Raw genomic sequence first — 13039 nt, forward strand, 5'->3', positions numbered from 1 at the left:
CGGCGCAACCCGATTAGCCCGGTTCAGGCGAGTCCGAGGCGGGCGCGCTCGGCCTCGATGATGCGCTGCTCCAAGGGGACCGCGTCGTCCTCGCGGGCGGCGACGGCGGTCGCGGTCGCCATGGCGCCGCTTCCCTTGGCGTCGCTGTGGCGGGCGTAGTGCTCGAACAGGATCTCCTTGTGCTCCTGCACTTCCCGGATCCGCTCGTCCACGCCGTCCTTGCCGAGCAGGCGGTGGACCTGGACGCGGCGGGTCTGGCCCATGCGGTGCGCCCGCGCGACGGCCTGCTGCTCGATGCTCGGCTTCCATTGCGGCTCTGCGAGGACCACGACGGACGCGGCCTGGATGTTGAGGCCGACGCCGCCCGCCTCGATCTGCGCGAGGATCACCGCCGGGCCCTCGCGGCGCGCGAACTCGTCGACCATGGCCTGGCGCTTGGGGGCGGCCACTTTGCCCGTGATCGGGCCGATCGCGCGGTCGCCGATGCGCTCGCCGACCGCTTTGAGCACGTCGAGGAAGTAGGAGAACACGATGACCTTCTGGCCCTCCTCGCCCGCGTCCTCCACGAGTTCGGCGAGGCGCTCCAGCTTCGCGGAGCCGGGCACGGCGGAGGAGGCGCGGCGCATGCCCATGAGGTTGCGGCGGCGGACCTGCTCGCGGTACTCGTCCTCGTCCTCGGCGTTGAACTGGACCCACTCCTCGACCTCGATCTTCTCGGGGAGCTCGGTGAGCACGTCTTCCTGGTTGCGCCGCAAGTACACCGGGGCGACGGTCTGGCGGAACGCCTCGGCGCCGACCACGTCGTCGCCCTCGCCGACGCGCTCGGCGAGGTCGGGCCGGAGGTGGCCGATGAGGGACTTGAACTCCTGGACGCGGTTCTCCATCGGCGTGCCGGACAGGAGCACCGCCCGCTTCGAGCGGCCGATGACCGCGCCGACCGCGGTGCTGCGCTTGGCGTTCGGGTTCTTGATGTAGTGGGCCTCGTCGACGATGACGAGCGCGAACTTCGACCGCTGCGGCAGCGATTCGAGCCGGTCGACGGTGTTGAACGTGGTCACCGCGACCCCGCCGCGGCGCAGCCACCTGCGGGCCTCCTCCTCCCGGTCGGGGCCGTGGAGGCTGAAGGCGTCCAGTTGCGTGTGCTTGCGGATCTCGTTGAGCCAGTTCGGGACGACGCTCGCCGGGCAGATGACGAGGGCACGCCGCTGGCCGTTCGCGGCGAGGTGCGCGGCGGCGGCGAGGGCCTGGATGGTCTTGCCGAGGCCCATCTCGTCGCCGATGATCGTCTTGCGCTGGTGGATCGCGTACTTCGCGCCGAACAGCTGGTAGTAGCGCAGGTCGGTGCGCATGAGGGAGCGGTCGAGCGGCAGGGTCTCGATCTCCTGCCGCAGGTCGGCGCCGACGAAGTCCTCGGCGCGCCCGGCGTCCTCGACGTCGGAGCCGGTGAGCCTGGCGAGCTGCGTGTTGACGCTCGCGGCGCGGCGCTCGTAGTCGCGCCACAGCTCGTCGGTGGTCCAGCGTTCAGGCCGGGCGCGGTCGAGGGCGGCGGCGAGGTCCCGTTGCAGCGCTTGGGTCTCGGCGTCGGCGTTGACCTCGGTGAGGACGTCGAGCCGCGCGAGCGTCTCGGCCCGGCGCTTTCGCCGCGAGAAGAGCATCGCGAGCCTGCTGCCAGCGCGGTCGGCCGCGGCGAAGTACGGCATGGCGCGCTCGCGGAAGCGGTGCACGGTCTCCCGCAGGTCGTCCACGGCCGCGGACGCGGTCTGCTCGGCCTGGAGGTGCGCGAGGATGCGGGTGTGGCGCGGGTCGCGCCGCTGCGGGTCGAAGCGGGGCCTGGTGTCGGCGCGGGAGCGCTCGGCGAAGTGCTCGGCGGCGGCCTTGACCTCGTCCACGGTCTGCGCGCCGACCCCCGGGATCGCGAGGAGCTGCTCGCGGGAGTTGGCGAGCACGTCGGCGACGGTGGCGATCCCCGCCTCTTCGAGCTTCGCGAGGCGCAGCCCTTTGGCGGTCTTCTTCAGCTCGCTGACGCGCATCGTCACGAGCTGCCCGGAGACCTCCTCCTGCGCGATGTCCGCGACGTGCCCGCGCACCGCGTTCCGCAGCTGCGCGGGCGCTGAGGCGAGGTTCTCCCACTGCCGCAGCGTTTCTCGGGCGCGCGCGACCTGCGAGCGCGCGTGCTCGCGGAGGGTCCGCTTGTCGTTCGGGGCGGCCATGGGGACTCCTGGGGTCGGGAGGGGACCAATTGTATGGGCCGGGGCGGTGCGCGGCCCTGCCGCGCGGTTGCATCAGCCTGACAGAATCGCCTCATGGACCCCTATTCCTCCTACGACCCCGCCGCAAACCAGAGCCCGAACGGCTCGCCCGCCGGCCCCGGCCCGGGGTACACGCCCGGCTCCGCCCCCAATCCCGGCTACATGCCCGGCCCGGAGACGAGCCGCAACATCGGGTACCCGCCTCCGGGCGCCCAGGGTCCTTACCCGCCTGCTCCGGGCGCCTACCCGCCGCCGCCCGGCCCCGGGCCCTATCCGGGCGGGGACGCCTACCAGGGCGCCTATCCGGGGATGCCGCAGCCGCAATACGCGCCGGTGCCCGTGCCGTCGCAGGGCATCCCGGTCGGCGGGTGGATCGGGATCGCACTCGGGGTCGTGCTGGTGCTCGCGCTGGGGACCTGGGGCATCGTCGTCGGCCTGGACCGCTCCGACACCCCGAGCACCACGGCCACCGACAATAGCGGGGGCGGTGGCGGCGGCGATTCGAGCAACGACTCCTCTTCCGATCCGACCGAGTCGGCCGTTGTGGACCCGGTGGCGGACGCGGTGATCGGCGACTGCTTCTACAACTACGGGGACGAGACCCTCCCCGAACTGGAGACCACCACCTGCGGGGCCGGGGCCTTCGAGACGATCGACATCGTCGAGGGCACCAGCGACCTGACGGCGTGCGACAGCAACACTTTGGTCGACCTCGCGGTCTCCTCCACGGGGGCCACCCGCGTGCTCTGCTTGAGCTACACCGTGATCGCGGGCGACGACGCGTTCCACGCCCAGGTCGGCGAGTGCGTCTACGGCACCTCCACGGCAGGGAGCGCGTGGAACATCATCGAGTGCCAGGACGGCGCGTTCAAGGTCATCGAACGGCTGCAAGGCGAGTCGAGCACGAGCGCCTGCACGGACACGACGTACTACATCTACGGCGTCGGCTACTCCACCGGTTCGACCTATCTGGACACCACGCTGTGCCTCCAGATGATGTACGCCAGCGGCGACATCGGGTACGCCGAGGTCGACGACTGCCTGTCGATGAACTCCGACTACACGTACGCCGAGTTCGTGTCCGACTGCGGCGACGGCAACGCCTACGTCACCGGCCGTACCAACGAGATCGTCGACGGCGAGAGCTGGTGCAACGGCTGGGGCTGGGCCTACGAGGAGGTCCCCGACTTCCCCGAGCTGTCCTTCACGGTCTGCTGGGGCTGGCTGTAATCCGACACCCCGTGCGCGGCCGTCACCCGAGGGCGGCCGCGACGGTCGCGTCGTCCCCGTCGAGCTCCAGCAGGTGCACCACGATGCCCCCGGAGTCGGGCGCGGCAGGCTCCTCGTCGCAGGCGAGGCCCCCGCTGCCGTCGGCGCGGAACGTCAGCGCGCACGAGGGGTGGTCGAGGAACCCGCCGCCCCCGCCGAGCCCCGCGGGGGTGGTCAGGCTGACACGGACGCCGCCGTCCTCGACGGCCGCGTCCACCGTCCACTCGCCGTCCCCTCCGGTGAGGGGGAACTGGACCGACCCCGTGAACGGCACTTCGCACGCGCCGTCGCCGCAGTCCTCGTAGTCGCCGCCGTCCGAGCTTGACTCCTCAGTGGACTCAGACTCGGACGGCGAGGACGACGGCCGCCCGGAGGGATCGGACGCCCCCGGAGTCGCGGCGGCGGCACCGGAATCCGACACCTCGACATCGGTCTCCTCCGCCCCGCCCCCGCAACCGGCCGCCGCCAGCACGGCGACGACCGCGCCGGCCACCATGAAGCGTCTCAGGAAAGGTCGCAAAGGGATCATCCGCCGATTCTAGGTTTCCCCACCGCAATCGCTCCCACCTGGTCCGGCGCCGCCCTTGCACGGACCGACTAGCCTGGCCGATTGTCACCGGCACATGACCCCTTGTGCCGCAACCCCGAACGAAGGGCAGGAGCGCACATGGGCATCCCCGACCCCGAGGCGTCGCGGCAGCACCTCAGCGCGTGGAAGGGCCGGATCGACCGGCTCGCCGCCGACACCCAGGAGATGAGCACCCGGTTCGGCGAGCTCAAAGCGGTGGGGGTCGACCCGGACGGGCTCGTCAGGGTCACCGTCGACTCCAGCGGCAACATGGTCGACGTCCAGCTCAGCGAACGCACCCGCCGCATCGACACCGAGCACACCGGCCAGGCGATCCTCGCGGCCGTGTCCGCCGCGCGGGCGCAGATGGCGGAGGCTTCGGCCGCGATCATCTCCGAGACGCTCGGGTCGGACTCGGCTGCGGGGCAGGCGATCGCGGACCGCGTCCGCTCGCAGCTCATGCCGCGGACCGACGGGGAGGGCTGAGCGCCATGGGGAGCGGATACACCGTCGAGCCCGAGGAGCTGCGCGAGCACGCCAGGTTCCTCGACTCGCTCAAGGAGCGCTTCGACGGGATCATGAACGCCAGCGCGTACATCGAGCAAGACGACGAGGCGTACGGGCTGCTGTGCGGCTGGATCTCCGGTTGTCTGGAAGAGCGGCACCAGCGGCAGGACGAGATCACCTCCTACCTCGGTGAGAACTTCACCATCGCCGCCAACGCGCTGCGCGCGGCGGCGGAGGAGTACGAGGCCAGGGACACCGACTCGCAGACGGCGTTCGCGGAACTGCGTGACCGGATGGGGGCGTAGGCATGTCCGACAATCCGCTCATCGCGCCCGTCCAGTCGACCAACAAGTGGTACACCGGGGCGGGCCCGCTGGACTCGTACTTCGGCATGATCGACGCGTTCAAGTCCGAAGGCTGGGTGGACGACCTGCTCGCCGGTGGCGGGTTCGCACTCGAAGTGGTCGGGTCGGTGCTCGACCCCTTCAGCGCACTGCTGTCGGCGGGCCTGGGCTGGGCCATGGAGTACTTCGAGCCGCTGCGCGAGATGCTCCAGGAACTCACCGGGAAGGCAGACGTCGTTGCGGCCCATGCGCAGACGTGGAGCAACATGTCGACCGAGCTGCTCGCGATCGTCGAGGAGCTGACCACGCACCTCGACGGCGACATGCCGACCTGGACTGGCGACGCGGCCGACTCGTACAAGTCGCTCATGGCCCACAACGTCACGTCCGCCTCCGCGCTGGCGGCGACCGCCGAAGCGATGGCCGCCGCGACCGAGGGCGCCGGGAGCCTGGTCCAGATCACCCACGAGCTGGTGCGCGACCTCATCGCCGAGCTGGTCGGGCACGTCATCGTGTGGGCGGTCGAGGCGATCTTCGTCGTCACGATCCCGGTCATCGCCGCGCAGATCGTCGCGGCCGTCGTCAAGTGGGCCGGCATCATCATGGGCTACGGCATGGCCCTGGTCCAGTCGTTCACCAACCTCAAGACCCTCCTGGGGGTGTGAGCCGATGCGACGCGCCCTGAAACTCCTCCTGCTCCTCGGCGTCGGCCTGCTCACGGCCAGGTCCAAAGGCGGCGACGGCCCGGAAGGTCCTGACGGCAACGACGGTCCCGACGGCGGCGACAGCGGCGAGATCGACCCCCTCACCGGCCGCCCCAAGGACTCCGCCGAACGAGAAGAGCGCCTGAACTTCCAGGGCAAGAACGCCTCCACGGAAATGGCCGAAGTCCACGACACGGCCGATGCCGAATCCAAGGACGGCCGCGGCAGTGAGAGTTCCGAGGACTCCTCTTCAAGCGACGACAACGACTCCACGAACACTCAGCAGGATCCGGACATCGACCGGCTCAATGACCGGATCGACAACGTCAAGGAGCATCTCCAGTACAAGGACCTGGATGCGGCTCGGCGTGAACTGAACGGGGAGGTCGTCGCGACGAAGAGCGACGGCACCCCATGGGACCACGTGCACGAGGTTCGCGACGCGCAGAACGCCTTGATGAACATCATCGACCGCGCGAAGCGCAAGCTCGACGACTCGCGGATGAGCGACGAGGACAAGGCCGCGTACGAAGCGCTGCTCTCCCAGGCGAGCACTATGCTCGACTACTCGGAAGGATTCGTCCCCCGTGGCTGATCGGCCTCGATTCCTCGGATGCGAACGGAAAGGGAACGCATGAACAGGGCAGGAGTCCGCGAGACGCTGGAGGAGCTCACCGGCGAGCGGTGGGCGGTGCCGGGGGACGACGCCACCCGCCTCGTCCGAAAGGCGTACGAGGCGTACACGAAGCCTGCGGCGACCCTGACAGTCGAGGAGCTTCGGCTGCTCATCGGACAGCAGGTCGCACTGGACTGGACCGTCTCGTTCGCGCTCGCGGAACTGGACCGGAACCCGCTTGCCGAAGGGGACATGTACCCCGGTGATCTGCTGAACGCCTGCCTGTCGCTGCCGGTGTCGTACTTCGCAGAGCATTCCGAGACGGCCGAGCAGCTGCGGGCGATCACAGCGGGAATCGACCAGGACGATTGGGATCTCGCATTCGCCGGAAGGCACTCGGACTGGCGCTGAGGACCGCCGCCTCGCCGCTGGAGCTGGGTGAGGGGAAGCGTAGCGGCGCAGTACCGTTGCGCGGGTGGAGGTGTGGCGGGGTGTCGGGATTGGTTGGGATGCGGCACACTGGGGTCGGTCCGGGGCCCGGATCGGGTCCGGATGCTTCCTACCCCCCTAGGAGTTCCTGTGAAGAGACGCAACTTGCTGCGGGCGCTGGCGATCGGCGCGCCGTTGGCGACCGCCGGGGCCGTGGGCGCCGGGATCGCGGCGGCGGACACGGCCAACTTCAAGATCATGGTGACCGAGCAGGTCCAGAACAAGGTCATGGTGTTCGACAAGGACAAGGCCTTCAGCGACGCCAACCGGTACAAGTCGTGGAGCCCGGGCACCGGCGGGTGGTCGAACCTCTCCGACTGCCGCATCCGCGACACGGCCCAGTTCGGAGCCATCGGGCTCGCGGCCGCCTCGGGCGGCAAGGTCGGGATCTGGAACATCACCGACGAGAAGGACCAGGAGCTGAACGACGTGCTCTGGAGCGCCACGCCGGGCGGCAATCCCCATGCGCTGGAGCGCATCCCCAACATCGGGGCGTTCGTCTCGGCTTCTTCCGACGGGTTCCTCACCGTCTACGGGCCCACCAAGATCTCCGACCCCTCCACGCTCGCGAAGGTCCAGACGGTCTCCCTCGCGGGCGCGCACGGCGTCATCTGGGACCCGAACAACAGCCTCCTGTGGGCCGCGGGCGACAAGATCGTGCAGGCCTACACCGTCTCCGGGACGTACCGGAACGTGCGGCTCGCCAAGTCCAGCAAGAAGGTCGCGCTCGCCGGGCTCGGCCACGACCTCCAGGCGGACTTCTCGAACTCCTCGCTCCTCCAGGTCTCCGACTCCTACGGCGTCTACTCGATCAACAAGTCGAGCCTCGCCAAGACCACCCTGCACACCACGACGCGCATCAAGGCGTACGTGAAGATGAAGACCGGCGAGTACTTCTACATGCGCGCCGACAACACCGGCTCCCGCACCTGGGGCAGCCCGACCATCGTGTTCTCGCAGTCCGCCGACCGCACCCGCTCCGGCGCCGAGTTCTACAAGGCCAGGTACTACACCACCGCGTACAACTAGCGGCCCCGATCGCGGCCGGGCGCCACCGCGCCCGGCCGTTTCGCCTACCCGAGGACGACCTCGTCCCCCACGTGCACGACGCCCTCGCTGAGGATCTCCGCGTAGAAGCCGAAGCACGTGGCGCGACCGAAGTCCGGGACGTCGCGGCGGTGGTGCTTCGCGAGGGTCTTCAGCAGCGCGGGGTCGTTCGGGTTGCCGCGGTGGGCGATCGAGGGGATGACGCAGCGCGGCGTGGGCACCAGGACCTGGACGGCGACCTCGCCGACGGTGAGGCGCTGCCCCGGCTCGGGGTCGCCGGGGAGGTCGAGGACCAGGTTGGGGCGGAAGCGGACCGGGTCGACGGCGGCGCCGTGCTCGGCGCTGAGCCGGTCGAGCGCGCCGGTGGTGACGAGATGGAGGGGGCCGAAGTCGAAGAATCGGCCGTCCGCGGCGTCGTGGCGGACGGCGACGACCGCGTCGCCGCCGGACACGGCGTCGGCGGCCCACTCGGGGATCATGCCGGGCTCGTCGGGCCACCAGTGGTGGCGCTTGAGCTGCTGCGGCGCGGTGCGGGTGAGCGTGACGGGGCGCCCGAGCCACTCGGAGACCGCGGCGTCGGCCTCGGGGGTGCCCGCGGCGCCGCTCAGGCCGTTCGGGGCGGTGACCAGGACGCCGTCGCCGTCCGGGTCGTAAGCGGCGTCCACGTCGAGGAGCGCGCCCCACAGGCGCGGCTGCTTGGCGCTGCCGATGGTGCCGTCGGCGTCGACGCACACCCAGGTGCGGTCGCCGTCGAGGCCGTGCTTGCCGATGCGGGCCGCCTCGACGTGCTCGGCGGCGGCGGATTTGAGCGGGTGGCGGCGGATGCCCTTGACGCGGTTCACCGTGGCATCCTATGCCGCGCTACTCCTCGCCGTCCGGGTAGAAGAACAGGACCGGCGACTCCTTGATCGCGCCCGGCAGCGTCGCCGACCACTTCGCGGACCCGTCGTACCCGATGAACGCGGCCGTCGCCCCGTCGCGCGAGACGTACCCGTCGTCGTGGAGCGAGGTGCACGACGCCGACTCCTCGGAGCCGGCCGCCTCCCCCGAGGCGAGGTCGATGACGCGCGTGCCCGACTCGGCGCGGATCGTGAAGCCGCCCTTGAAGGCCCCGTACGGCCCGTACCCGTCCACGACGCACGCGTACCGGCCCGCCGGGTCGGTGTCGACCAGGCCGATCGTGAGCGGCTCGGTGCCGGTGAGGCCCGGGATGTTCACGGTGTCGAGGACGGCGCCGTCGGTGTCGATCCGGTAGAACTCGGTGAGCTGGAGGTCGTGGTAGATCGCCTGGGCGGAGCCGTCCTCGGCGGTGTACCAGCGCACGCGGCAGCCGTCCTCCGGAAGCTCCACTGTGGTCGGGAGCTGGCCCGCGTCCGGTGAGTACCACTCGGTGTCGCCCCAGGCCGCGACCGGCAGCGGGGTCGCGTCGCCCTCGGCCGTGGCGGCGCCCCAGACGGCGGCGCGGTGGACCAGGAGCGCGGAGCCGTCGGGGAGCCAGGCCGGGTCGATGCAGGCGTGGTCCAGCGGATAGGCGGCGGCCGTGGTGATCTCGCCGGTGTCGAGGTCGCCGAAGCGCAGGACCGCGTCGGGGGTGCCGCCCTCGATCCAGGCGGCGGTGCGCTGGCGGGGGTCGATGCTCAAAGAAGCGCGGAGGACGGTGCCGACGTCGCCTTCGGCGTCCCAGGCGCCGCCGAGGTCGAGCACGGGTTCGGCGGCGTCGGAGCCGACGTCCCAGCGGTACAGCCGGTGGTCGTCGCCGAGGCCGTAGAAGACCCCGGCGTCGGCGGCGACGCCCCGGCCGGTGACCGAGTCGGCGTCGCAGGCGGTCGCGAGGAGGGCGAGCGAGGCGAGGGCCGCGGCGGCGGCGAGGGCCTTGGTGCGTCGGTTCATGTCGTCCTCCTTGGTCATCCGGACTTGTACGCTCCGGCGTCCTTGTCGGCCATGCCGTGGCGGCTGATGAGGTCGAGCCAGGCGAGGAAGTTCGCGGACGAGGCGGTCGGGTCGACCTTCTCGGCCCCGAAGCGCTTGCGGAGGGTCGCCAGGCCCTGCTTGGTCTGCGGGCCGAAGTCGCCGTCGATCGCCATGTCGGTGATGCCCGCGAGATCCCTTGCGGCCCATTGAATGATCGTGGTGTCGGTCTGGTAGCCCCAGTCGGCGGCGACGGCCTTGCGGCCGCGGTCGGCGTGGATGTGGTTCCAGTGGGAGCCGTCGGGGTCGTTGTAGCAATGGAGGACGGTCCCGAAGTGCTTGCGGCACACGGCGATCACCGCCAGGTAGCGGCGGCGCAGGTAGCGGCGCTTCTCCTTGCCGTGGACGGCGGTGTCCACGTAATGCCCTGAGCCCCAGTCGAACCGCGTGAAGTCGATGGCCGCGCCGTAGCGGTGGTACCCGGGCTTGCAGACCTTCGTCCCGGCGATGCCGGTCCACCGGTACGGCCAGGGACCTTCGCTGCGGGCGTAGGTCGCGCCGAGGGCGTTGAGGTCGCGCATGACCTTCCCGGCCTGCGTGTGGGTCTCCTGGTGCATGGTGAACGAGGTGACGTTGGGGTGGACGCCGTATCCGCTCTCGCTGAACGCGGTGCGGTAGCGCATCTTCCACGCCGTGTTGTAGAGCCAGTCGCGGGTGATGTCGGGGAGTTCGCAGGCCGAGCGCGCGAACGCCTTGGAGCTGCTGGGGAATGTCACGGTTCCTCCTCGTCGCTACCTGATTCCTCTGATGTGGATGGTGGTGCCGTCGGTCTCCAGCCACAGGCCGCGGCGGCCGGGCACGGCGAGGATCTCGCCGCGGCAGGCGCAGTCGGCGGCGGGGCCGACGGCGGCCTCGGTGCGCTCGTCGTCGGTGAAGCGGGTCTCGGTGACCGCGCCGTCCCGGTCGGAGAAGAGGCTGACGTGGGTGCCGGCGGCGACGGCGGCCATGGGCCGGCCCGCGCCGGGGAAGGACCCTGCGGGGGTGAGGACGAGCCGCGGCGCGCCCGCTTCGGCGAGGCGGGCGGTGGCGGCGGTCTGGGTGCCGTCCCCGTCGGCGACGGCCGCGAAGACGCCGCTGCCGGTCTCGGCGAGGACGGTGCCGTAGCCCTCGCCGAGGTCGTCGGCGAGGACGCCCGCGGTCCAGGTGCGCCCGCCGTCGGCGGTGACGGCGAGGCGGCTGCGCGAGAGCGCGGTCAGGTGCTCGTCGGGGCCGCCCTCGACGGCGACGGCGATGCCGTGCTCCCCCATGGGGGCGATGGCCGTCGCGAGCCCGGCCCCGATGTCCTTCGGGACGGGCAGGTCGGCGTAGTCGCCGTCGGCGTCCTCGATGCGCAGGAGCGCGGGGCGGACGCGGCCGGGCGCGGCCTCCCTTGCGCCGGTGAGCCACAGGACCGCGCCGGTGGCGGCCATCGAGTGGGGCGTGAAGTCGGAGGGCAGGGGCAGCGGGAGCGGCGGGCCGAGGACGCCGGTGACGTCGGCGCCGGGCTCGGCGGCCTCGCCGGGTTCGAGGATGCGCAGGGCGTACCCCGTGTCGAGGGCGTCGGCGGTGAGGACGAGCAGCTCGCCGCCGCGTCCGGTCCAGCCTGCGGCGGCGGCGCGGATCTGCGGCGTCTCGGCGGCGCGGGCGGGCCGGGCGGGCGCGAGGCCCGCGGCCCCGGCGAGCAGCGCGCCGGTGAGGAGGGCGCGGCGGGACAGGCGTGGTGTGGCGCCCGAGGGACCGGTGAATGCCATGGATGCACTATGACCAATGATGCTGCGGCATTCGGGCGAATCGCGAACTTTCATTCCATAGTGGTATTGCGTTCGGGTCGCGCCCGTGTTCAGAGCCAGATGAGCGCGGCGAGGCCCGCGGTCGTGGCGGCGGCCGCGAGGACCGCGCCGGAGGCCGCGAACCGCTTGAGGGGCACGCGGATGCGCTGGTCCTCGGGGACGCCGGGGCGGCGGCCGGTGACCAGGTCGAACCACAGGAGCGTCGCCATGGAGGCCCACGGCAGGACCAGCGGGCCGGTGTTGGTGCCGATGAGCACCGCCAAGAGCGCGTCGGGGTTCCCCTCCGGGATCACCGATTCGACCGCGGCATAGGCGGGCAGGTTGTTGACGAGGTTCGCCAGGGCCGCGCCGGTGAACCCGGCGCGGAGGGCGCCCGCGTCGCCCTCGCCGGTGCCCGCGAGGGCCGAGACGAGGGCGTCGCCGCCGTGGAGCATCAGGGTGGGGACGACGAGGAAGAGCCCGGCGGTGAGGACCAGCAGGCGCCACGGGACGAGCTCCCACGAGAGGAGGTCGCGGCGGCGGCGCAGGCAGTACGCGAGGAGGACGGCCGCGGCGGCGGTGGAGACGAGGGCGATGGGGAGTTCGGCGACGACGGCGAGGACGAAGCCCGCGCACACCGCTGCGGCCGTCCAGAACAGGCGGCGGTCGGCGATCGGGAGCGGCTCGGCGGGGACGGCGTAGCGGTCGAGTTCGCGGTGGCGGCGGCGCCAGTAGCCGAGCCAGAGGCAGAGGGCCGTGACCGCGATGACCGCGAGCTGCGGGGCCCACATGCGGGCGGCGAAGGCGAGGGGGTCGAGGCCGATGCGGTCGGCGGCGAGGAGGTTCGTCAGGTTCGAGACCGGCAGGAGGAGGCTCGCGGTGTTGGCGAGCCAGACGGTGGTCATGGCGAGCGCGAGGGCCGGGGCGCGGGTGGCGGCGGCGAGCGCGAGCATGACGGGGGTGAGCAGCACGATCGTGGTGTCGAGGTTGAGGAAGACCGTGGTTGCGGAGGCGAGGACGACGCAGGCCGCGAACAGCGCGGCGTGGCTGCCGCGCGCGAGGCGGGCGAGGCCGCGGGCGGCGGCGTCGAAGAGCTGCGAGGCCTGCACGATCGCGACCATGACCATGACGGTGCCGAGGAACAGCACGAGCGGCGCGACGCGGGCGAGGCTCGCGAGCGCGTCGCCGTTCGGGAGCGCTCCGGTCGCCCAGCACACCAGCCCGGCCCCGAACACGCCGAGCACGGCGAGGTCGAGCCAGTCGAGGCGGGCGCGCCGCAGGCGCGTCGGGGTTCCGGTCACCGGGCCAATGGTAGGAACCGTTCGGCCCGGCGGCCACGGTCAGTGACCGGGTCGCCGGGCGGCGCGCCCGGGCGGGGAGTCGGGCGTGTTGCGGCGGTTCTGCATATTTCGGGCGCTCGCGGCCGCCCCCGGCTTCGATGGTGCCCGGCGGGTACGACAGTGCCCCGGGTACGACAGTGCGCCGAATACGACAGCACCTCGGGTACGACAGCGCCCCGGATGCGAGACG

General features: G+C 71.6%; 14 protein-coding genes. 7 read left to right on the forward strand and 7 right to left on the reverse strand.

Going from position 1 to position 13039, the window contains the following annotated elements; translation table 11 throughout:
- Positions 1 to 23 precede the first annotated feature (23 nt).
- Positions 24 to 2210, reverse strand: a complete 2187-nt coding sequence (locus ACFFXY_RS02035) for a DEAD/DEAH box helicase (RefSeq protein WP_382345374.1) — start codon at positions 2208 to 2210, stop codon at positions 24 to 26.
- Between the two features lie 93 nt (positions 2211 to 2303).
- Between ACFFXY_RS02035 and ACFFXY_RS02040 the strand changes: the two genes are divergently transcribed.
- Entirely contained in the window at positions 2304 to 3479 is a 1176-nt protein-coding gene (locus ACFFXY_RS02040; RefSeq protein WP_382345376.1) for an LppU/SCO3897 family protein, read from the forward strand.
- A 22-nt stretch (positions 3480 to 3501) separates the two neighbouring features.
- On the opposite strand, the gene ACFFXY_RS02045 is transcribed toward ACFFXY_RS02040, so the two are convergent.
- Positions 3502 to 4014: a hypothetical protein gene (locus tag ACFFXY_RS02045; RefSeq protein WP_382345378.1), complete on the reverse strand. Its 513-nt coding sequence runs from the start codon at positions 4012 to 4014 to the stop codon at positions 3502 to 3504.
- A 171-nt stretch (positions 4015 to 4185) separates the two neighbouring features.
- Here ACFFXY_RS02045 and ACFFXY_RS02050 point away from each other — a divergent pair, with 171 nt between their 5' ends.
- From ACFFXY_RS02050 to ACFFXY_RS02075, 6 genes are all read left to right on the forward strand, one after another.
- Complete coding sequence (locus tag ACFFXY_RS02050) at positions 4186 to 4572, forward strand: YbaB/EbfC family nucleoid-associated protein (RefSeq protein ID WP_382345380.1); 387 nt, start codon at positions 4186 to 4188, stop codon at positions 4570 to 4572.
- A 5-nt stretch (positions 4573 to 4577) separates the two neighbouring features.
- Positions 4578 to 4898: a type VII secretion target gene (locus ACFFXY_RS02055; RefSeq protein ID WP_382345382.1), complete on the forward strand. Its 321-nt coding sequence runs from the start codon at positions 4578 to 4580 to the stop codon at positions 4896 to 4898.
- A gap of 2 nt (positions 4899 to 4900) precedes the next feature.
- Positions 4901 to 5602 (forward strand): WXG100 family type VII secretion target, encoded by a 702-nt coding sequence (locus ACFFXY_RS02060; protein WP_382345384.1) that lies wholly within the window; start codon positions 4901 to 4903, stop codon positions 5600 to 5602.
- Between the two features lie 4 nt (positions 5603 to 5606).
- Positions 5607 to 6236, forward strand: coding sequence for a polymorphic toxin type 28 domain-containing protein (locus tag ACFFXY_RS02065; RefSeq protein WP_382345386.1), 630 nt, complete (start codon positions 5607 to 5609; stop codon positions 6234 to 6236).
- Between the two features lie 39 nt (positions 6237 to 6275).
- Positions 6276 to 6668, forward strand: coding sequence for a contact-dependent growth inhibition system immunity protein (locus ACFFXY_RS02070; RefSeq protein ID WP_382345389.1), 393 nt, complete (start codon positions 6276 to 6278; stop codon positions 6666 to 6668).
- A gap of 168 nt (positions 6669 to 6836) precedes the next feature.
- Positions 6837 to 7775, forward strand: coding sequence for a hypothetical protein (locus ACFFXY_RS02075; RefSeq protein ID WP_382345391.1), 939 nt, complete (start codon positions 6837 to 6839; stop codon positions 7773 to 7775).
- A gap of 44 nt (positions 7776 to 7819) precedes the next feature.
- On the opposite strand, the gene ACFFXY_RS02080 is transcribed toward ACFFXY_RS02075, so the two are convergent.
- The 5 genes from ACFFXY_RS02080 to ACFFXY_RS02100 all read right to left on the reverse strand — a co-directional run bounded on the left by ACFFXY_RS02080 (position 7820) and on the right by ACFFXY_RS02100 (position 12810).
- A complete protein-coding gene (locus ACFFXY_RS02080; RefSeq protein ID WP_382345393.1) occupies positions 7820 to 8635 on the reverse strand; it encodes an MOSC domain-containing protein in 816 nt (271 codons plus the stop codon).
- A 19-nt stretch (positions 8636 to 8654) separates the two neighbouring features.
- Positions 8655 to 9683: a transcriptional regulator domain-containing protein gene (locus ACFFXY_RS02085; protein WP_382345396.1), complete on the reverse strand. Its 1029-nt coding sequence runs from the start codon at positions 9681 to 9683 to the stop codon at positions 8655 to 8657.
- A 14-nt stretch (positions 9684 to 9697) separates the two neighbouring features.
- On the reverse strand, positions 9698 to 10477 hold the full coding sequence (locus tag ACFFXY_RS02090; protein WP_382345398.1) for a hypothetical protein: 780 nt from the start codon (positions 10475 to 10477) through the stop codon (positions 9698 to 9700).
- Between the two features lie 15 nt (positions 10478 to 10492).
- On the reverse strand, positions 10493 to 11491 hold the full coding sequence (locus ACFFXY_RS02095; RefSeq protein ID WP_382345400.1) for a hypothetical protein: 999 nt from the start codon (positions 11489 to 11491) through the stop codon (positions 10493 to 10495).
- An 89-nt stretch (positions 11492 to 11580) separates the two neighbouring features.
- Positions 11581 to 12810: an ArsB/NhaD family transporter gene (locus ACFFXY_RS02100; protein ID WP_382345402.1), complete on the reverse strand. Its 1230-nt coding sequence runs from the start codon at positions 12808 to 12810 to the stop codon at positions 11581 to 11583.
- Between the last annotated feature and the right edge of the window lie 229 nt (positions 12811 to 13039).

It is taken from the genome of Glycomyces mayteni (genome assembly GCF_042428885.1).
GTDB classification, from domain to species: Bacteria; Actinomycetota; Actinomycetes; order Mycobacteriales; family Micromonosporaceae; genus Glycomyces; species Glycomyces mayteni.